Below are 18471 nucleotides of genomic sequence, written 5' to 3'. Positions count from 1 at the left end.
GTGGCAGGCCGCCTGGTACTCGCCCACGCCGGTCGCGGAACCTGGGGCTCCATGCACTGCTGACAGTGCTGCTGCTCGTGCTAGGTGGCCTCGTGGCACCTGTTCCGGTGTCAGCTGCTCCGGGTGATGTCGGGGTTGAAGGTCCGTCGCACACGGGTACGGGGACGCCGACGGGTTCGAAGCGGGCGACGAGTTCGTTGTGGTTCAACGACGGAATCTGGTGGGGGAACCTCTGGGATACGGCCACCGCGGATTTCCATATCTTCCGGTTCAATGCCGCAACGAGTTCCTGGTCAGACACAGGCGTGGCGACGGACCCGCGGCCAAGCACCCATCATGACGTTTTGTGGGACGGGACAACGTTGTATGTGGCGAGCTATCGCTTCGTCGCCGATACCCTCCCTGCTGAGCCGAACTTCCCGACGACGATGCGGCGTTACAGCTACGACCCGGCCGCCAAGACATACTCGCTGCTGAGCGCCACAAACATCAATAACTACAAAGTTGAGATCCTGACCATCGATAAGGACTCGACGGGCCGGGTGTGGGCCACCTGGCAGCAGGGGAACCAGATCTATTTGAATGTCACTGCCACGGATGGCCAGACGTGGGGGACCCCGTTCCCGCATCCCGCAGCGCTGAGCAACGTGTCCGTCGACGACACATCGGCCGTGATCGCATTTGGACCTGGCAAGATGGGTCTGATGTGGAGCCGGGAGGTTGGTGACTCCACGGACGGCATGTACTGGAGCTACCACGTTGATGGTGCGCCGAACACCGACTGGAGTGCTCCTGTGGCCGCGGTGTCGGGACTGCAGAGCAGTGATGACCACATGAATTTGAAGTGGCTGGACTCCTCGGGGGGCCGGGTTTTCGCTGCAGTCAAGACGTCGTTCACGTCCGCGCCTGAACCGTTGATCCAGCTGTTGGCATTGAGTGGTACTACGTGGTCAGCGCACACGATCGCGGCTGTCTCGGAGTGCCCGAACCGGGTGATCGTGCTGATTGATGAGAGCACCCAGATGCTGCGTACATTCGCTACCTATCCGAAGCCGGGTGGGACGACGAACGATGGCGTCTGCACCAGCTCTGGAGGTGCGATCTACGAGAAGTCCTCGCCGTTGGACAATATCGCTTTCACCACCGCGAAAACGGCTCGTATCGTCGACGCCGACCAGTATGTCCACAACGTAACGTCAACGAAGCAGAACCTCAACAGCGCGGTGCGGGGCACGGGCAACAGCGGTCTGCTGGTGCTCGCCGACGTGAACGCCACAAGCCGGTACTGGCACTTCTACGACCCCAGCGGCGGCGGTGATACGACGGCTCCGACAGTGACGGGTTCCTCTCCGGCTGCCGGTGCCACCGATGTGGCGGTGACCGCGAATGTGACTGGGTCGTTCTCGGAAGAGATGGATCCCTCGACGGTCACCACGAACACGTTCACCTTGACGGCGGGGACGACGACGGTGCCGGCCGCCGTGACGTACAACAGCACCGTTGCGACGTTGGTCCCGAGTGCGGATCTGGCCGCGGGCACGAGTTACACGGCGACGATCAGGGGCGGCTCCGGTGGGGTCAAGGATGTTGCCGGTAACGCGTTGGCGACGGACAAGACCTGGACCTTCACCACGGCGTCAGCCGCCGGAGGCACGCCGGAGACCGTGACGCTCGCGGCCACCGCTGACAGCTACGTGTCCAGCGCGCCGCCGGGGACGAACTTTGGCACGAGCGCCACTCTGGGTGTCGACAACAGTCCGGTGGAAGTCACGTACCTGAAGTTCGACCTGTCCCCGTATGCGGGCAGGACGCTGGAGAGTGCGACGTTGCAGCTGAGCGTCGGCGCGAATGCGTCTACAGGCAAGCAGAACGTCAAGCTGGTCGCTGATGACAGCTGGACTGAATCCGGGATCACGTACAACAACCGTCCGGCGCCGGGGACCGGCATCGGCACGCTCGGCCCGACAAAGGTCAACACCGTCTACAGCATTCCCCTGACGGTCAGCAGCCTGACCGGTGAACTCGGCCAACAGCTTTCGCTGGGTTTGGACTCCAGCAGCTCCGACGCCGTGGACCTCCACTCCAAGGAGGCGGGCAGCACGCTCGCACCCAAGCTGGTGCTCACGCTGAAGTAGCTGACTGCGGATCGCATCGGATGCCCGGCCAGGGCGCCTGCATGTCCAAGGAACCGTCATGCTGTGAGCCTAGAAGGCCAGCCCGACCACCAGGTTGAGCGTCGCCGCCAGGATCACCGTGCCGAACAGATAGGACAGCAGGCTGTGCTTAAGTGCCTCGGCGCGGATGAGGTGGTTCTCGAGGTTGGTGTCCGACACTTGGTAGGTCATGCCCAGGCTCGTGGCCAGGTAGGCGAAGTCGGTGTACTGCGGAGGCCGGTCCTGGTTGAAGCTGATGCCGCCCACCTCCCCGCCGGCGTCCTCCCCTGTCCCGTAATACAGTTCGGCGTAGCGCAGGGTGAACAGGGTCTGGACCAGCGCCCAGGACAGCGCGACGCTCAGCAGCGAGAGCGCTCCGGCAGCGAGCCGGTCACCCAGCCCGCCGCCGTCGTTCCGGTGCGATCCGACGACGACGGCGGCCACCGCCACCAGGCTCGCGACGTTCGCGCCGAGGATCAGCAGTTCGCTTGCCCCGCGTGAGGGGTCTTCTTCCGTTGCGTGCCTGCGGGTGCCCTCAGGGTCGAGCCGCCCGACGACCAGCCACACCCACAGCACATAGGTGAAGGAAGCGGCCACCCAGCCCACCACCGGGGCGGCCAGCCAGTTCCCGGAGGCGCCGGTGGCCACCGCGGCGGCGGCGCCGGCGGCGAACATGACGGCCAGGCGGAGCCGTTTCCGGCGGGCGCGTTTGCTGCTGGCGCGATTACTGGACGCCGGCAAGGTGCTCGTCCTTGGCTTCGGCGCGCTTCCTGTCGGCCTGCAGGATGCCGTCCCGCACGCCGGAGCGGATGACGAAGTAAAGGACGTACAGGAAGAGGGCGGCGAAGAGCAGGGGAACGATGATGGCGTTCAATGCAGTGGCATCCATAGGGCCACCCTACCGACGCCCCCGGACGAAAACGTGTCATGCGGCGCGCGCCCGAATCGGCGGCGGCGGGATTCCCGTGCTACGGTCTTTGCTGCTGCTTCGGAGAAAAACGCTTCTCCGGTTCACCTGCGCGGGTGGCGGAATGGCAGACGCGCTAGCTTGAGGTGCTAGTCCTCGAAAGGGGGTGGGGGTTCAAGTCCCCCTCCGCGCACAAAACGGGACACCCCGGTCATCGGACCGGGGTGTCCTTCTTCTTTAGCGCCCTTGTGTCCTAGCCGCCGGTGCGCGGCGCGAACATGATGACGGCGACGCCCAGCAGGCAGGTGACCGCGCCGATGATGTCCCAGCGGTCGGGCCGGAAACCGTCCATGAGCATTCCCCACGCGAGCGACCCGGCGATGAAGACGCCGCCGTACGCTGCGAGGACGCGGCCGAAATGGGCGTCGGGCTGGAAGGCGGCCACGAAGCCGTAGATGCCCAGCGCCGCGATGCCCAACCCTGCCCACCACCAAGGCTTGGCCTCCCGAACGGATTGCCACACCAGCCAGGCTCCGCCGATTTCGGCGACGGCGGCCAGGAGGAACAGCACAGAGGATTTCAGGATGGTCATGACCTCAGTCTTCCCTCAGCCCCGGTTTTCCACATACGGCAGCCGGGCCGTTCCTCCGCGCAGGCAGGCCGAATAGCCTTGGGTGCGGGAGATGGACTAAGATATTGAAGTCTGTGCTGCGCGCTGCCCTCGAATTTCCGGTGGCGGAGCCGTGCACGGCATCGCAAATGAACCTCCTGTTACGGAAATACCGTAACCGCTTAGCCCAAAGGAGGTGGGTTCACATATGCGTCCTTACGAATTGATGGTAATCATCGACCCCGAGGTCGAAGAGCGTACCGTTGAGCCGTCGCTTCAGAAGTTCCTGAATGTCATCACCACCGATGGTGGAACCATCGAGAAGGTTGACATCTGGGGCCGTCGTCGCCTGGCTTACGACATCAAGAAGAAGTCTGAAGGTATCTACGCCGTGGTGAACTTCACCGCTGAGCCGGCTACCGCCAAGGAACTTGACCGCCAGCTGTCTCTGAACGAGACCATCATGCGCACCAAGATCATCCGCCCCGAAGACCAGAAGGTTGTTGCTGAGTAATTCAGCTCCCTACTTTCCAATCTTTACCCCGTAGGAACGAACAAGGAGGCAGTAGATGGCAGGCGAAACCACTATTACGGTCATCGGTAATCTCACCAATGACCCGGAGCTGCGGTTCACCCCGTCTGGCTCGGCAGTAGCGAACTTCACCATCGCTTCTACTCCCCGGACCTTCGACCGCCAGTCCAACGAGTGGAAGGACGGGGAAACCCTGTTCCTCCGCGCGTCGGTGTGGCGCGAGGCAGCCGAGAACGTGGCCGAGTCCCTCACCAAGGGCATGCGCGTCATCGTTTCCGGCCGCTTGAAGAGTCGCTCCTACGAAACCAAGGAAGGCGAGAAGCGCACCGTCATCGAGCTTGAGGTCGACGAAATCGGCCCCAGCCTTCGGTACGCCAATGCCAAGGTCAACCGTACCCAGCGCTCCGGCGGTGGCGGGTTCGGCGGCGGTAACGGCAACCAGGGCGGCTTCGGCGGCGGCGGTGGCTTCGGGGGCGGTTCTGGTGGAAACCAGGGCGGCAACCCCGGTGGAGGATGGGGCGGCGGCAACCAGTCCGCACCGCAGGATGACCCGTGGGCTACCCCCGGTGTCAGCAATGCAGGCGGCTGGGGCAACGGCCCGGATTCCGAACCTCCCTTCTAAACAAACATTCACGTCCGACGCCGGACCCCGCCCGGGTGCCGCAAGGCACCCAAGGTGGCAGACGCCGTCGGACACCACCATCCCGTGGATCAATATCCACGGGCTCCATAGAAAAGGAGCTCCACGATGGCTAAGGCTGAACTCCGTAAGCCCAAACCAAAGTCCAACCCCTTGAAGGCCGCTGACATCACCGTCATCGACTACAAGGACGTAGCACTGCTGCGCAAGTTCATCTCCGACCGCGGAAAGATCCGCGCTCGTCGCGTCACTGGCGTTACCGTTCAGGAACAGCGCAAGATCGCCCAGGCAATCAAGAACGCCCGCGAAGTTGCACTGCTTCCCTACTCCGGCGCTGGCCGCGGCTAAGGAAGGGATTAACTACCATGGCAAAGCTCATTCTGACCCACGAAGTTACCGGTCTCGGTGCTGCTGGCGATGTTGTCGAGGTCAAGAACGGTTACGCACGTAACTACCTCCTGCCCCGCGGCTTCGCTCTGACCTGGACCCGTGGTGGCGAGAAGCAGGTTGAGTCCATCAAGGCTGCACGTGCTGCCCGCGCCCACGCTTCGGTTGAAGCTGCCCAGGCACAGGCTGCTGCACTGTCCGCCAAGAAGGTTCAGCTCGTTGTGAAGGCCGGCGAGTCCGGTCGTCTCTTCGGCACCGTCAAGCCGGCCGACGTCGCAGCTGCTGTTGAGGCTGCCGGTCTCGGCTCCATCGACAAGCGCAACGTTGAACTGCCGAACCACATCAAGTCTGTTGGTTCGTACCAGGCCAACGTCCGCCTGCACGAGGACGTTTCCGCTGTCATCGACCTCCAGGTCGTTGCTGCAAAGTAAGTAGCGCAAGCTGCCCGAAAGGCCCCCGCTCCCGGATTCCCGGAGGCGGGGGCCTTTCCGTTAATGCCAACACGGGATTCCTTAAGACGTCCGGTGCCGCCACAGGCGCTGCCGGAGCCGGTGATAGCCTGCAGCGGTGACTCCCGAAACCGTGCGCACCCGGCCCTTTGTCCAACTCGATGTCTTCTCCGCGGAGCCACTGCGCGGCAACCCCCTGGCCGTCGTCGTCGACGCCGAAGGCCTGGACGGCCGGCAAATGCAGCAGTTCGCCAACTCGACCAACCTGTCCGAAACTACCTTCCTGTTGCCGCCCGAGGACCCGGCCGCCGATTACCGGGTGCGGATCTTCACGTCCGGCGAGGAACTGCCGTTCGCGGGGCACCCCACCCTGGGCTCGGCCCACGCGTGGCTGCAGGCCGGTGGCGTACCGAAGCAGGACGGCGTTCTGGTCCAGGAATGTGGCGCCGGGCTGATCCAGGTGAAGGCCGGCGGCGGCCGGCTGGCTTTCGAGGCGCCGCCCCTCACGCGCTCCGGCCCGGTGGACGCGGCGACCCGTGCTCAGCTGGCGGCCGGCCTGCAACTGCCGGAGGAGTCCCTGGTGGACGTCGCCTGGCTGGTGAACGGGCCGCGCTGGATCGGGGTGCTCCTCGAGTCCGCCGACGACGTCCTGGGCATTACCCCGGACCTGGCCGAACTGGGCGATCTTGAGGTGGGTGTGATCGGCCCGCACCGGCCCGCAGCCGGCGTCGACTTCGAGGTACGGACCTTCATTGCCGGCGACGCAGTGGTGGAGGATCCCGTCACCGGCAGCTTCAACGCCGGCGCCGCCCAATGGCTGATTGGCAGCGGACGGGCACCGGAACGGTATCTCGCCGCACAGGGGACGGCACTGGGCCGGGCCGGACGCGTCCACGTGGAACGGGTGGATGGCCGGATCTGGGTTGGCGGCGACGTCGCAGGCTCCATCGAAGGAACGGTGCTGCTGTAGGGCCCCGTTTTTGAGCGCGAACGTACACTTGTGGCCCCGGAATCGCGGCCGAAAACGGGGCCTCAACTGTACGTTTGCGCAGGGTTCGTACGCGAGGAAGAGCGGGCGGGAATACTTCTCGAGGCCCCATCGTTTGGCTTTTTAGATGCAAATGCATGTAATCTGTCAACGAACCATCGAGCACCAGGAGAACGCCATGGAGACCCGCCGCATCACCGTCCTTTCCGCCGGACTCGGCGTCCCGTCGTCGAGCCGCCTGCTCGCCGACCAGCTCGCCGCCTCGGCGAAGCGCCAGCTTGGCGAGGCAGGCTACGAGGCCCAGGTCGAGGTCATCGAACTGCGCGAGCTCGCCGTGGACATCGCGAACAACTTCGTCACCGGCTATGCCGGCCCCCGCCTCGCGGAAGTGATTGCCGGCGTCGAGCAGTCCGACGGCATCATCGCGGTCAGCCCGGTGTTCAGCGCCTCCTACAGCGGCTTGTTCAAGTCCTTCATCGACGTCCTGGATCCCAAGTCCCTGGACGGCAAGGCCGTGCTGATGGGCGCCACCGGCGGCACCGACCGCCACCAGATGGTGCTGGACTACGCCATGCGGCCGCTTTTCAGCTACCTCCGGACGCGGATGACGCAGACCTCCGTTTTCGCCGGACCCCAGGACTGGGGAAACAACGACGGCGGCGGCTCACCTCTGTCGGCCCGAGTGGACCGGGCGGCCGGGGAGCTGGTCCAGCTGCTGAGCGGCGAGCAGCCGCACCGGAAGGCCGAACCGATGGAGTCCCTGCCGTTCGAGCAGCTCCTCGCCGGGATCACCGGCGGCCGGTAGCCCGAAGGCCAGGCAGCCGCTGACCAGCCCTTCCGAACTTTTTCCCGGCGCGGATCGTTGAGCCCGTCATGAAGTGTCCCGTGGATTCAATTGACCTTGTGATGAGTGACCGGAACGGAGTGGAGATCGACTACTGCCCGCAGTGCAGGGGCGTCTGGCTGGACCGAGGCGAGCTGGACAAGATCATCGACCGGGCGGCCAGCCAGTATGGACAGTCCGCGCAGCCTGCGCCCCAGGCTCCGCCGGCGCCCACTCCGCCGCCGCTCTACACCCGCGACTACCTCGAGCGGCCCCGCTACGACGACCGGAACGACCGGAACTACAACAAGGGCCACGACCGCGACTACGACCGGCGCAAGCACAAGAAGAAGGAAGGCTGGCTGGGAGACCTCTTCGACTTCTAGGCCAGGATTCACCACCAACGCGGGGTCACTTACGGCCCGTCATCCCTCGAAACATGGGCCGTAGGTGACCCCGTGTTGCCTGGTCCGCTAGTAGACGGTGGCTCAGTCCTCCAGTAGGGCGATGAATTCGCGCGCCTGCGCGAGGGAAATGTCCGAGTGGCGGACCAGGGCAAGGGCGGCAGCCTCCACGTCGCCGCTCTTGGCCAAGGTGCGGATGCGGCCGTAGATGTCGTCGTTGAGCATGTTGCTGCTGACTTCACGGATCACGTCGCCCTTGCTGGCGATGGCCCGGTAGCGGTACGGGAAGCGTTCCGGCTCTTCATCGTCGGGGAGCAGGTCCGCGGGCGGCGGCTCGGGCTGCCGGAACGGCTGAGGGTGTGCCGCGAGGGCGGCCACCGCGTCGCGGGAGGCGCGCAGGCCCTCTCCCGTGCTGCTGAGGTACAGCTTGATGGCAGCCATGGCCTGTCCCTGGGCGATGAGCGAGTACAGCTGGCGGTGCTGTTCCTCGTTCAGCTTGGCCGCCGATTCGCGGGCCAGCTCCACGGCATCCACGGGCGCGCTGGCAGCGTCATGTGCCGCCCGGTACTCCCTGGCCCGGCGGCTCAGGCTGCGGTTGAGCAGCAGGACGGCGATGACCACGGCAACCAGGATCAGGGCCGGAATGATCAGGGATTCCATGTATCAGAGCCGATCTATGTAGTTCTTTGCGGTAAGCAGGTCCGCGCGGGTGTAGTCCCGTAGAAGTTTAATGGCCTGGATCTTTTGCCCGTTCCGGGCCAGGGACTGCAACTGCCGTACGAAGTCCGGATTGAGTTGCCCGTCGGACAGTACGGCCGGGGGGCGGCCCGACGCCGGTGCTCCGTAATCAGGTGCCGCCGGACCCTGTACCGCAGGACCCAGCGGGGCCCGCCGCCCGGGGTGGCCCGGCGGGTTCTGCCTGGGGAGCGTGGAGGCAGTGGCGCGGGCGGCCAGTGCGGCTTGGACTTGTTCGGCCTGGTGCGCGGCGGAACGCCGGGCAAGCTCACGCTGGTACCGTTCGGCGTCCGAGATGCCGAAGTCCCGGGGTTTGAAGGCCTGGTTCACGGCCCAGATCACCATTAAGAGGATGACCACAGGCACGGCGACAATCAGTGCATCCCCCAAGGTGAAGTCCATGATTAGAGCTTATGCCAGTTGTAAGTTATCCACAGCACATTCCCAACCGGGCATGCTTTTTGAGAGATAACTGTCGATTTTTCCCGGAAATTGTGGGCCACATCACATTCGAAGCATATTTTCGACCCGGCGGTGGTATCGGGAGGCCGGTCCATGCGCTCTGCGGCATTGAGGCTGTGGATGCGGAAAGCTGAAAAATACTTTTCCTACACAGCCTGTTCGAAGAGTTTTCCCAGCTCAGAGGCAGGTATCGGCGGAAACTATTTTGCTTTCCACAGGACGATGCACAGACTGTGCACAAGCAGGGCCAAGTTATCCACGGGTTATCCACAAGCCCGGCTTGGCTCGCCGAAAAAGCGGGGATAACGTGGCTCAGTACCCCTTTCAGGTACGCGGATTGCCCCGTTTTCGCTGCCGACGGAGTTTTGTGCACAGGCCCATTCCGGGCCTTGTGGATTTCCCTGTGGATAACTCGTGGATAGTTGGGGACATCCGGTTCCGCCGCTTCGGTACGAGTGCCGGCGGAAAAATTGTCGGTGCCCGCGGTAAGTATGGGGCATCGGCAGATTCAAGGTGGCCGGCAGCCCTTCCGGGTGTGTCCCAGGCTGCCTGACCCACGCGGCGGTACACATGGAGGACGGCTTTGTCAGTTACGCATCTGGATTCGATTGAGGGCGGCCGCTCGTCCGAGCTCGGCCGGACTCCCCCGCAGGACATCGCGGCTGAGCAGTCGGTCCTCGGCGGCATGATGCTGTCCAAGGATGCCATCGCAGACGTCGTCGAGATCGTCCGCGGCCATGACTTCTACCGCCCCGCGCACGAGACCATCTACGAATCGATTATCGACCTCTACGGACGCGGTGAACCGGCCGACGCCGTCACGGTCTCCGATGAACTCACCAAGCGCGGCGAGATCAACAAGATCGGCGGCCCGGCCTACCTGCACGAGCTGATCCAGACGGTCCCCACGGCGGCCAACGCCGGCTACTACGCCGAGATCGTCGCGGAGCGGGCGGTGCTGCGCCGCCTCGTGAACGCCGGCACCAAGATCGTCCAGATGGGCTACGGCCAGGATGGCGAAGTGGAGGACCTGGTCAACCAGGCCCAAGCCGAGGTCTACGCGGTGGCCGAGCGGCGCACCGCCGAGGACTATGTCGCCCTGAAGGACGTCATGGAATCCACGGTGGACGAAATCGAAGCTTCCGGGCACCGCGGCGAGGGCATGACCGGCGTTCCCACCGGCTTCTACGAGCTCGATGAGCTCACGCACGGCCTCCACCCGGGCCAAATGATCGTCATCGCGGCCCGTCCGGCGGTCGGTAAGTCCACCTTCGCGCTGGACTTCGCCCGCTCGGCGGCCATCAAGAACAACCTGGCCACCGTGATGTTCTCGCTCGAAATGGGCCGGAACGAAATCGCGATGCGCCTGCTTTCGGCCGAGGCCACCATCAGTCTCCAGGACCTCCGCAAGGGAACCATCAAGGACGAGCAGTGGTCCAAGATCGCCACCACCATGGGCCGAATGAACGACGCTCCGTTGTTCATCGACGACAGCCCCAACATGTCCCTGATGGAGATCCGGGCCAAGTGCCGGCGCCTCAAGCAGCAGCACGACCTCAAGCTCGTGGTGCTGGACTACCTGCAGCTGATGAGCTCCGGCAAGCGCGTGGAGTCCCGCCAGCAGGAAGTCTCCGAGTTCTCGCGTGCTCTGAAGCTGCTTGCCAAGGAACTCCAGGTGCCGGTCATCGCGCTGTCCCAGCTGAACCGTGGCTCCGAACAGCGCCAGGACAAGCGCCCCATGGTCTCTGACCTGCGTGAATCCGGTTCCATCGAGCAGGACGCCGACATGGTCATCCTGCTGCACCGCGAAGACGTCTATGACAAGGAGTCCCCGCGCGCCGGCGAGGCGGACATCCTGGTCGCCAAGCACCGTAATGGCCCCACCAAGGACATCGTGGTTGCCTTCCAGGGCCACTACTCGCGCTTTGCCAACATGGCCGGCGATTCAGGCGGCGGCGGCTTCTAGCGGGTGCCCGCCAGGCTCCCGGGCAGGCGACTAAGCGCCTGCTTCGCCCTGCAGCAGGTGGCCGGGCAGGCGGTTGCCCGGTGCGTATCCACGGATTTCCAGCAGTTCCCGGGCATGCGCGTGGAGGCGCTTGTCCTCCTCGCTGACCGGTATCCACTGGGGCACCGGCACCGAGGTTCCGTTTTCGTCGCGGGCCACCATCACCGTCAGGCAGTAGGTGGTGAGGTTCATTTCCCGGCTCTTCGGGCTGCCGGAGCGCACGTGGACCGCGATGTGCATGCCCTTGTTGCCGGTGTACACCAGCCGGGCCTCCACCTCCACGACGTCGCCGATCAGCAGCGGCCGGTAGAAGCGGACGCCGCCCGAGAACACCGCCACGGTGTCCCGGCCGCAGTATCGCGAGGCGCAGACATATGCGGCCTCGTCGATCCATTTCATGACGATGCCGCCGTGCACCTTGCCGCCCCAGTTCACATCGGTGGGGGAGGCCATGAACCGCAGCACCACACGCTCCGCAGTTCCGGCGTCGGTATATACCTGGGCGTTCATCGCTTCGACGATCCGCTCGCGCACGGCGATCCGCGCGAGGGCGTTGTCCCGCTGTTCGATCTCGGCAGGCGTGGACGGCGTGAACTGCGGCACCGGGACCGGCTTGCCGTCCGGGCCGACCGCCACGAAGATCACCAGGCACTGGCTGCGCATGGTGGCCGGCCCGCCCTTGGGATCGGCTGCCGAGGTGACCGTGCGGATGTGCATCGAGGAACGGCCCGTGTAGACGATGGTTGCCTCCACTTCCACCATGTCGCCGCTGTTCACGGGATCGCTGAAATGGATGTTGCCGACGTACGCCGTCACGCAGTAGGACTTGGCCCAGCCCACGGCCGCGGCGTAGGCCGCCTTGTCCACCCATTCCAGGACGGTACCGGCATCCACCGAGCCGCTGTGCCCGACGTCGGTGGGGGCGGCCAGGAAGCGAAGGGTGACTGAGTGCGGTGCGGGCTCGCTCATGAGGCGAGTTTAGCCACGGGCCCGACGGCGGCGCCTTGTGTGACGACGCCCGTCACCTGCCGTCCGGGACGGCAACGGACGGGACGGGGTCCGCCCGATTTCCCCATTTCTAATGAGAATCATTATTGTTAAGCACATGACCACTCACCCCTCGTTCCTGCGTCCGTCCCGCCGCATCCTCGCCGTGCCGTCCGTGTTCGTTTCCGCCCTGCTGCTTGCCGGCTGCGGCGCCGCCCCGGGACCGGCCTCCCGGCCGTCCGCCGGTGAGGCCTCGCCCGCCGCCGCCCGGGAAGCGCAGGGCCCTGCTCCGCGCCTCGTCCTGACCTACGACGGCGGCATTTCGGTCCTCGACGCAAAGACCCTGAAGCCTGTGGGCGGGGCGGAGCTCGCCGGCTTCAACCGCCTCAACCCGGCCGGCGACGGCCGCCACGTGCTGGTGTCCACCGGCGATGCTTTCCGGGTGTTCGACGCCGGCTCCTGGAGCGAGCCCCACGGCGACCACAGCCACCACTACGCCGCCGAACCGCGCCTCACGGAACGCGCCTTCGAAGCCAGTAAGGCCGGGCATGTCGTGCGCCACGCGGGAAAGACGGTGCTGTTCAGCGACGGCTCCGGGAAGGTCGAAAGCTTTGATCCCGCCGGTTTCGCCAAGACCCTCACAACCGGCCTGCCCGCGACGGACGTCTACACTGCCCCGGAAGCCCACCACGGCGTCGCGGTTCCGCTCGAGGGCGGTGGGCTGCTGGTGACCCTCGGCAACGACGAACGCCGCACCGGCGCCGTCGTCCTCGGCCCGGGAGCGGGACAGGACCGCAAGGAAATCGCCCGGAACGAAAACTGCCCTGGCGTCCACGGCGAGGCCGTCGCCGCGCACGGCGCCGTGGTGCTCGGTTGCCAGGACGGCATGCTGATCTACAAGGGCGGAACGTTCACCAAGGTGGACAGCCCCGACAACTACGGGCGCATGGGCAACCAGGCCGGATCCGAAGAATCCCCGGTGGTCCTGGGCGACTACAAGGTTGACAAGGCCGCGAAATTGGAGCGTCCCACCCGGATCTCCCTGGTCAACACTGAGACCGCCACACTGCGGCTCGTGGACCTCGGAACCAGCTACTCCTTCCGCTCCCTCGGCCGCGGACCGGCCGGCGAGGCCCTGGTGCTGGGAACAGACGGCGGCCTGCGCGTGATCGACCCCGCCACCGGTAAAGTCACCTCCACCATCAAGGTGACCGCGCCGTGGACGGAATCCGAAACCTGGCAGGACCCGCGCCCCACGCTCTTCGTGCAGGGCTCGACGGCGTACGTCACCGAGCCGGATGCCCGTAAGATCCACGCCGTGGACCTGAAGAGCGGCACAGTGGAAAAGAGCGCCGTGCTCGACGTCGTGCCGAACGAACTGACCGGTGTCGAGGGCTGAACTGGACCCGCTTAAGGAAAAACGCACCCGCCGAAACGGGTGCGTTTTCTGTTGAAGTGCCCGGGCGAGGAAACTACGCGAGGACGCCCAGCTTGGAGCCCTTGCGGCCGAAGGCTGCGGCGTCGACGGAGAGCCGTCCGGCGCCTGCCAGGGCTACGGCGAGGGCGCCGCCGCCGAGTGCCAGCACCAGTTCATAGCCGCCGTTGGCGACAAAGACGCCGGCCGGGGCGTGCACCAGCACCAGTGCGCCGAGCATGTCGACAGCGAGGAGTGCAGCGAACACGCGGGTCAGGAGGCCGGCGATGAGCGCGACGCCGCCCGCCAGTTCCAGTCCGGCCACGATGGGCGCCACTACGGAGGCGCCGGGGACTCCCATCTGGGTGAAGGCGGCCTGGGTGCCGGCGATGGTGAATTCATTGAATTTCTGCCAGCCATGTGCGGCGAAGATGAACCCGACGATGACGCGCAGGACGGTAAGGGCTGTGTTGGTCAGGGTGGACTTGTTCATGGTTTTTGCACCGTTTCGTTGCGGTTGGCGGTCTGGGGCGCCCCGGCGCTTGCCGGGATCTGCGACGCCCTCACCAAGCAGCGTTCCGGAGATTGCTTGAAGTGTCAAGTAAATGTGACGGGAAGCAACGGAGCCCCGGGCTTGTCCGCCCTGCCCGTTATGGTGGAAAAGTGCCCCAGACCGTAGCCCGTGCCACCCCCTCCCATGCCCGCGAGATCCTCCGCCTCGCCGTTCCGGCCTTTGGTGCGCTGATCGCGGAACCCCTGTTCCTCCTCGCGGACTCGGCAATCGTGGGCCATCTCGGCGTCAGCCAACTGGCCGGGGTCGGGCTGGCGTCCACGCTGCTGCACACCGCCGTCGGGCTGATGGTCTTCCTGGCTTATTCGACGACGCCGGCGGTCGCCCGTGCGATCGGTGACGGAAAGCTCTCCAAAGCCCTCGGGGCAGGGCGCGACGGCGTGTGGCTGGCCCTGTTGCTCGGTACGGTGCTGGCTGTGGCCGGCTTCTTCGCTGCCGGGCCGCTCGTGGACCTCTTCGGCGCCGGGGGAGAGGTGCGCGGCTTCGCCGTCGACTATCTCCGCTGGTCCATGCCCGGGCTGGTTGCCATGCTGCTGATCTTCGCCGGCACAGGCGTGCTCCGCGGCCTGCAGGACACCCGCACCCCGCTGGCGGTGGCCACCGCCGGCTTCGCCCTCAACATCGCCCTGAACTGGGTGCTGGTCTATGGGCTGCACCTCTCCGTCACCGGTTCGGCGCTCGGCACCAGCATCGCCCAGTGGGCCATGGCCGGGGTGTACCTGGTAATGGTCGCCCGGAACGCCCGCCGGCACGGGGTGTCCCTGCGCCCGGACTGGCATGGCATCCGGGCCATGACCACTGTGGGTTCATGGCTGATGCTCCGCACGCTCTCCCTGCGCCTGGCCATCCTCGCCACCGTGCTCGTGGCCACCTCGCAGGGTGCGGTGAACCTGGCCGCGCACCAGCTCACCATGACCATCTTCTCTTTCCTGGCCTTCGCGCTGGATGCCCTGGCGATCGCGGCCCAGGCCCTGATCGGCAAAGAGCTCGGCGCCGCCAGGCCCGCCGAGGCGCGCGAACTCACCCGGACCATGATCCGCTGGGGCCTGGGCTTTGGCGTCGTGACCGGTGCGCTGCTGGCCGTCGCCGCGCCGTGGGCCGGCCTGCTCTTCACCTCCGACACCGCCGTGCAGTCCACCCTCACCGGGGCGCTCTGGATCCTGGCCGCCGGGCAGCCGCTGGCCGGCTTCGTGTTCGTGCTCGACGGCGTGCTGATCGGCGCGGGCGACGCCCGCTACCTGGCGATTGCCGGCGTCGTGAACCTCGCCTTCTACCTGCCCCTGCTGGCAGCCGTCCACCTGATCCGGCCCGAAGGCGCGGCCGGGCTGCTCTGGCTCTGGGCCGCCTTCGGCCTGGGCTATATGCTGGCCCGCGGAGTCACGCTGGGCCTGCGCTCGCGCAGCGACAAGTGGATGGTGCTGGGTTCCTGACCCCGGCACCAGGGGCCCGACGGCCGGACAGGTTCTGATCGCTAAACTGGAGGGGTGACTTCCCCCTCCTCGTCAGCATCTGTCCCTTCCTGGCTCTCCGCTTCCGATGACGCCACGCCCTGGAAGCCCGTACTGCTGCGTGCCGCTATCGCCCTCGCTTTCGGGGCGCTGACGGTGTTTTGGGGGGCGCCGTCCGTTCAGGTTCTTGCCTGGGCGCTCGGGTTGTACCTGCTGGCGACGGCGTTCGCCGTACTGCGCAGCGGAACCGTTCCGCTGGGACTGGCGGCCGTGGTCGCCCTCGGCGGCGTGGGTGCGCTGCTCACCCAGTCCGACGCCGGTGTCACCGCCTCGGGCGCCCTCGCCCTGCTGGTGCTCGGCGTGTGGGAAGCGGTGCAGGGGCTGCGCCGGCGCGGACGCCAGGTGCTGGCACGCGACTGGCTGATCTCCGGCGTCGTAGGCATTGGAACGGCGGCCCTGCTGCCCTTCTTCACTAGCCTCGGAGCGCACGCGCTGCTGGGCGTCGCCGGCGGCGGCGCCATCATTTCGGGGGTTCTGTGGGCACTCTCCGGCCTGAGCCTGCGGCATGACGCCGGCGGCCGTGGAGGCCGTGGGCATGGCGTACCCGCCGAGGACGTAAACTAGTAACCGTACCTTCTACTTTCTGTAGAACTCTTGAGGCGCGCGAAGCGCCGGCACCATTGGAGGACCACCTTGGCAGACCAGCAACCAGGAGAGCCGCGCAAGATGCGGACCTCGGTGAAGGGGCCGCTGATGTTTTCCGCATTCTGGGGTGCGCTGGTCTTCTTCGCGGTACTGATTTTCGCCTCGGGCGGCAGCGGCCACTCGCCGCGCTTCGACCTCGCTTTCACCGGCGGCGGCATCGCCTTCATCGTCAGCCTGGTCATGGCCGCAATGCTCTCCATGAGCCACAAGGAAAACGCGGAGCACCTCGGCAAGGGCTCCGGCGTCAACCTGACCTCCCGCAGGCCCGGCAGCCACGGCGGTGCCGTTCCCGGCCCCGCAGCCCCGGAGAAGCCCGAGGCTCCGGAGCCCGGCACTAACTGACCAGGGCCAGGCCGTCCGGGCCCGCGCTTGCCTTAGGCGCTTGCCTTAGGCGCTGGGCTTAGGCGCTGGCGCTGGTCTTATGCGCTGGCGCGGCGCGCCCGGTATGCCGCCACATGCGCCCGGTTGGCGCAGTTTCCGGTATCGCAGTAGAGCTTGGAGCGGTTCCGGCTGAGGTCCAGCACCACGGCATCGCAATCCTCTGCGGCGCAGACCCGCATGCGCTCCCTTTCCTTGCCGCGGATCACGTCCACCAGTGCCATGGCAGCCTCGGTACCCATGCGGTCGGCGAGCGGCGCATCGGGCGTGGTGGCATGCAGGTGCCAGTCCCAGTGGTCGTGCTTCACCAGCTGGGGGAGTGCCTTCGCCTTCATCAGCAACTGGTTGATCGCCTGCACAGCCGTGTCTTCGTCCGCCGTCCACAGCGCCGCGAGTTCCTTCCGGAGCCGCTTCACGCTCTCCAGCTCCCGCTCCGTTCCAGCCCGGATACCGGTGAATTCTTCGGCGTCCAGGAAGGCATCAAGGTCTTCCGGCGTGGCCAGTTCCTCGCCTCCATTGGCAGCGGTGTTGATCAGGTTGACGACGGTGCGCAGGGCCACTTCAGTGTCAGGTGCAAAAAGCACTTTGACTCCTTACTTGGCTTGGGAGTATTGTCAGGAGCGTAACCCATTTTACTCCTGACAGGAGGCGTGCTGTGTCAGCTGCCAAGAGCCGGGGCGCGGCAGGCTTCATGGCCTCCGGCCTGGGCGTCGCGCTTTTCTCCTCGGCAGTCTTCGGGCTGTCCGGCTCTTTCGCGAAATCCCTCCTGGAGTCCGGCTGGACGCCGGGTGCCGCCGTCGCGGTCCGCCTCAGCGGCGCCGCACTGGTCCTGGCGGTTCCCGCCGTCGTCGCGCTTCGCGGCCGCTGGCACCAGCTCAAGGAAAACTGGCTCACCATCCTGTTGTTCGGCCTCATCGGTGTGGCCGGCTGCCAGCTGTTCTATTTCAATGCCGTGGAGCGGCTGTCCGTGGGCGTTGCCCTGCTGCTCGAATACCTTGCCCCCACGATGATCGTGCTCTGGCTCTGGGCGGCCACCCGGCGCCGTCCGCGGGCGCTGACCTCCATCGGCACCCTCCTGTCCCTGGGCGGCCTCGTCTTCGTGCTCGACCTCACCGGCACCGTCAAAGTGGACTTCGTGGGCGTGCTCTGGGGCATGGCCGCGGCGGTGTGCCTGGTGATCTACTTCTTCATCACGGCCAAGCAGAACGACGGCCTCCCGCCCCTGGTCCTGGCCGCCGGCGGCCTCCTGGCAGGCGCCGTCGTGATGTGGGCGGCCGCCGCTTTCGGCCTGCTGCCGATGTCCTTCAGCACCGCCGACACCCACCTGGGCCCGTGGAGCACCCCGTGGTGGGTGTCCGTCGCCGGCCTCGTGCTGCTGTCCACCGTGCTGTCCTACGTCACCGGCATCATGGCAGCCCGCAGCCTCGGATCCAAGGTGGCATCATTCATCTCGCTCACCGAGGTGCTGTTCGCCGTCGTCTGGGCCTGGCTGCTGCTGTCCGAGCTGCCAGGCACCATCCAGCTCCTGGGCGGCGCACTGATCATCGTCGGAGTGGTGCTGGTGCGCGTGGACGAACTCCGCGCTGACCGCCTGGCCGCTTCGGTGCCCGGCGGTGCCGAGCCGTGCGCGGAGCTTGACCACGCGAACGACGTCGAGCCCGTGCCTTCCGTGCGGACGGTCGCGGAAGGTTAAGTCCCGGCGAGCCGTGTGCGCATTGACGGCTCCGCGCGGAAATACCGGCTTAAGCGTGGATGACCCCCTCAAATGTGAGGGGGTCATCCACGTTTCGTCCGGTAATACCGTCGAAGCAGTCCTTAGTGGGAGGCCTGTTCCTGCTCGTTGGCGTTCTTGGTGGCCTTCTTGCCGGCTTCG

Annotated in this window: 22 protein-coding genes and 1 tRNA gene; 15 read left to right on the top strand and 8 right to left on the bottom strand. The window is 66.0% G+C overall.

Annotation, left to right across the window (positions count from 1 at the left end):
• The first annotated feature begins 197 nt into the window (after window positions 1-197).
• On the top strand, window positions 198-2135 hold the full coding sequence (locus DWV11_RS07765) for a CBM96 family carbohydrate-binding protein (RefSeq protein WP_115788316.1): 1938 nt from the start codon (window positions 198-200) through the stop codon (window positions 2133-2135).
• 69 nt (window positions 2136-2204) lie between these two features.
• On the opposite strand, the gene DWV11_RS07760 is transcribed toward DWV11_RS07765, so the two are convergent.
• Entirely contained in the window at window positions 2205-2894 is a 690-nt protein-coding gene (locus DWV11_RS07760; protein ID WP_342767727.1) for a DUF1345 domain-containing protein, read from the bottom strand.
• Window positions 2878-3042: a hypothetical protein gene (locus DWV11_RS20065; RefSeq protein ID WP_168404603.1), complete on the bottom strand. Its 165-nt coding sequence runs from the start codon at window positions 3040-3042 to the stop codon at window positions 2878-2880. The genes DWV11_RS07760 and DWV11_RS20065 overlap by 17 nt, the downstream gene beginning before the upstream one ends.
• A gap of 128 nt (window positions 3043-3170) precedes the next feature.
• Between DWV11_RS20065 and DWV11_RS07755 the strand changes: the two genes are divergently transcribed.
• Window positions 3171-3253: transfer RNA gene (locus DWV11_RS07755), tRNA-Leu, on the top strand.
• 60 nt (window positions 3254-3313) lie between these two features.
• On the opposite strand, the gene DWV11_RS07750 is transcribed toward DWV11_RS07755, so the two are convergent.
• Window positions 3314-3652, bottom strand: coding sequence for a YnfA family protein (locus DWV11_RS07750; RefSeq protein WP_115788314.1), 339 nt, complete (start codon window positions 3650-3652; stop codon window positions 3314-3316).
• A gap of 226 nt (window positions 3653-3878) precedes the next feature.
• Between DWV11_RS07750 and rpsF the strand changes: the two genes are divergently transcribed.
• The 7 genes from rpsF to DWV11_RS07715 all read left to right on the top strand — a co-directional run bounded on the left by rpsF (window position 3879) and on the right by DWV11_RS07715 (window position 7875).
• Window positions 3879-4184 carry a 30S ribosomal protein S6 gene (gene rpsF / locus DWV11_RS07745; RefSeq protein ID WP_021473324.1) on the top strand — a complete coding sequence of 102 codons (306 nt, stop codon included), beginning with the start codon at window positions 3879-3881 and terminating at the stop codon, window positions 4182-4184.
• A 55-nt stretch (window positions 4185-4239) separates the two neighbouring features.
• Complete coding sequence (locus DWV11_RS07740; protein WP_115788313.1) at window positions 4240-4824, top strand: single-stranded DNA-binding protein; 585 nt, start codon at window positions 4240-4242, stop codon at window positions 4822-4824.
• Between the two features lie 126 nt (window positions 4825-4950).
• Complete coding sequence (gene rpsR, locus DWV11_RS07735) at window positions 4951-5190, top strand: 30S ribosomal protein S18 (RefSeq protein WP_003800144.1); 240 nt, start codon at window positions 4951-4953, stop codon at window positions 5188-5190.
• A 17-nt stretch (window positions 5191-5207) separates the two neighbouring features.
• Window positions 5208-5660, top strand: a complete 453-nt coding sequence (gene rplI / locus DWV11_RS07730; protein WP_115788312.1) for a 50S ribosomal protein L9 — start codon at window positions 5208-5210, stop codon at window positions 5658-5660.
• Between the two features lie 136 nt (window positions 5661-5796).
• Window positions 5797-6648: a PhzF family phenazine biosynthesis protein gene (locus tag DWV11_RS07725; protein ID WP_115788311.1), complete on the top strand. Its 852-nt coding sequence runs from the start codon at window positions 5797-5799 to the stop codon at window positions 6646-6648.
• 196 nt (window positions 6649-6844) lie between these two features.
• Window positions 6845-7471 carry an FMN reductase gene (locus DWV11_RS07720; protein WP_115788310.1) on the top strand — a complete coding sequence of 209 codons (627 nt, stop codon included), beginning with the start codon at window positions 6845-6847 and terminating at the stop codon, window positions 7469-7471.
• Window positions 7472-7551: 80 nt separating this feature from the next.
• On the top strand, window positions 7552-7875 hold the full coding sequence (locus tag DWV11_RS07715) for a TFIIB-type zinc ribbon-containing protein (protein WP_245953496.1): 324 nt from the start codon (window positions 7552-7554) through the stop codon (window positions 7873-7875).
• Window positions 7876-7977: 102 nt separating this feature from the next.
• On the opposite strand, the gene DWV11_RS07710 is transcribed toward DWV11_RS07715, so the two are convergent.
• Window positions 7978-8553: a hypothetical protein gene (locus DWV11_RS07710; protein WP_115788308.1), complete on the bottom strand. Its 576-nt coding sequence runs from the start codon at window positions 8551-8553 to the stop codon at window positions 7978-7980.
• Between the two features lie 3 nt (window positions 8554-8556).
• Entirely contained in the window at window positions 8557-9030 is a 474-nt protein-coding gene (locus DWV11_RS07705) for a hypothetical protein (protein WP_115788307.1), read from the bottom strand.
• Window positions 9031-9673: 643 nt separating this feature from the next.
• Between DWV11_RS07705 and dnaB the strand changes: the two genes are divergently transcribed.
• A complete protein-coding gene (gene dnaB, locus DWV11_RS07700; protein WP_115788306.1) occupies window positions 9674-11056 on the top strand; it encodes a replicative DNA helicase in 1383 nt (460 codons plus the stop codon).
• Window positions 11057-11086: 30 nt separating this feature from the next.
• Here dnaB and DWV11_RS07695 read toward each other — a convergent pair whose 3' ends face one another.
• Window positions 11087-12064: an acyl-CoA thioesterase gene (locus tag DWV11_RS07695; RefSeq protein WP_115788305.1), complete on the bottom strand. Its 978-nt coding sequence runs from the start codon at window positions 12062-12064 to the stop codon at window positions 11087-11089.
• Window positions 12065-12200: 136 nt separating this feature from the next.
• On the opposite strand from DWV11_RS07695, the gene aztD reads away from it, so the two are divergent.
• A complete protein-coding gene (aztD, locus tag DWV11_RS07690; protein ID WP_115788304.1) occupies window positions 12201-13481 on the top strand; it encodes a zinc metallochaperone AztD in 1281 nt (426 codons plus the stop codon).
• A gap of 73 nt (window positions 13482-13554) precedes the next feature.
• Here aztD and DWV11_RS07685 read toward each other — a convergent pair whose 3' ends face one another.
• Window positions 13555-13989, bottom strand: a complete 435-nt coding sequence (locus DWV11_RS07685) for a DoxX family protein (RefSeq protein ID WP_115788303.1) — start codon at window positions 13987-13989, stop codon at window positions 13555-13557.
• A gap of 170 nt (window positions 13990-14159) precedes the next feature.
• Here DWV11_RS07685 and DWV11_RS07680 point away from each other — a divergent pair, with 170 nt between their 5' ends.
• The 3 genes from DWV11_RS07680 to DWV11_RS07670 all read left to right on the top strand — a co-directional run bounded on the left by DWV11_RS07680 (window position 14160) and on the right by DWV11_RS07670 (window position 16562).
• The gene (locus DWV11_RS07680) at window positions 14160-15497 is read left to right on the top strand and encodes an MATE family efflux transporter (RefSeq protein WP_115788302.1); all 1338 of its coding nucleotides are present in this window, start codon (window positions 14160-14162) and stop codon (window positions 15495-15497) included.
• Between the two features lie 54 nt (window positions 15498-15551).
• Window positions 15552-16139: a hypothetical protein gene (locus DWV11_RS07675; protein ID WP_210725690.1), complete on the top strand. Its 588-nt coding sequence runs from the start codon at window positions 15552-15554 to the stop codon at window positions 16137-16139.
• 69 nt (window positions 16140-16208) lie between these two features.
• Window positions 16209-16562 carry a hypothetical protein gene (locus tag DWV11_RS07670; RefSeq protein WP_115788301.1) on the top strand — a complete coding sequence of 118 codons (354 nt, stop codon included), beginning with the start codon at window positions 16209-16211 and terminating at the stop codon, window positions 16560-16562.
• 77 nt (window positions 16563-16639) lie between these two features.
• Here the strand turns inward: DWV11_RS07670 and DWV11_RS07665 are convergent, their stop codons facing one another.
• The gene (locus tag DWV11_RS07665) at window positions 16640-17182 is read right to left on the bottom strand and encodes a CGNR zinc finger domain-containing protein (RefSeq protein WP_115788300.1); all 543 of its coding nucleotides are present in this window, start codon (window positions 17180-17182) and stop codon (window positions 16640-16642) included.
• A gap of 107 nt (window positions 17183-17289) precedes the next feature.
• Here DWV11_RS07665 and DWV11_RS07660 point away from each other — a divergent pair, with 107 nt between their 5' ends.
• Window positions 17290-18291 (top strand): EamA family transporter, encoded by a 1002-nt coding sequence (locus DWV11_RS07660; RefSeq protein WP_210725696.1) that lies wholly within the window; start codon window positions 17290-17292, stop codon window positions 18289-18291.
• Window positions 18292-18471: the final 180 nt, after the last annotated feature.

Origin of the sequence: Arthrobacter silvisoli, from assembly GCF_003369445.1 — a bacterium.
GTDB lineage: Bacteria > Actinomycetota > Actinomycetes > Actinomycetales > Micrococcaceae > Arthrobacter > Arthrobacter silvisoli.
This window is presented reverse-complemented; position numbering and strand designations above follow the sequence as displayed.

Bases quoted from the DNA above. Each gene is read 5' to 3' on its own strand.
- DWV11_RS07660 (WP_210725696.1), top strand. From the start codon at position 17,290: ATGGCCTCCGGCCTGGGCGTCGCGCTTTTCTCCTCGGCAGTCTTCGGG.
- DWV11_RS07720 (WP_115788310.1), top strand. From the start codon at position 6,845: ATGGAGACCCGCCGCATCACCGTCCTTTCCGCCGGACTCGGCGTCCCG.
- aztD (WP_115788304.1), top strand. From the start codon at position 12,201: ATGACCACTCACCCCTCGTTCCTGCGTCCGTCCCGCCGCATCCTCGCC.
- DWV11_RS07750 (WP_115788314.1), bottom strand. From the start codon at position 3,652: ATGACCATCCTGAAATCCTCTGTGCTGTTCCTCCTGGCCGCCGTCGCC.
- DWV11_RS07740 (WP_115788313.1), top strand. From the start codon at position 4,240: ATGGCAGGCGAAACCACTATTACGGTCATCGGTAATCTCACCAATGAC.
- rpsF (WP_021473324.1), top strand. From the start codon at position 3,879: ATGCGTCCTTACGAATTGATGGTAATCATCGACCCCGAGGTCGAAGAG.
- DWV11_RS07695 (WP_115788305.1), bottom strand. From the start codon at position 12,064: ATGAGCGAGCCCGCACCGCACTCAGTCACCCTTCGCTTCCTGGCCGCC.
- DWV11_RS07705 (WP_115788307.1), bottom strand. From the start codon at position 9,030: ATGGACTTCACCTTGGGGGATGCACTGATTGTCGCCGTGCCTGTGGTC.
- DWV11_RS07710 (WP_115788308.1), bottom strand. From the start codon at position 8,553: ATGGAATCCCTGATCATTCCGGCCCTGATCCTGGTTGCCGTGGTCATC.
- DWV11_RS07685 (WP_115788303.1), bottom strand. From the start codon at position 13,989: ATGAACAAGTCCACCCTGACCAACACAGCCCTTACCGTCCTGCGCGTC.
- DWV11_RS20065 (WP_168404603.1), bottom strand. From the start codon at position 3,042: ATGGATGCCACTGCATTGAACGCCATCATCGTTCCCCTGCTCTTCGCC.
- rplI (WP_115788312.1), top strand. From the start codon at position 5,208: ATGGCAAAGCTCATTCTGACCCACGAAGTTACCGGTCTCGGTGCTGCT.
- rpsR (WP_003800144.1), top strand. From the start codon at position 4,951: ATGGCTAAGGCTGAACTCCGTAAGCCCAAACCAAAGTCCAACCCCTTG.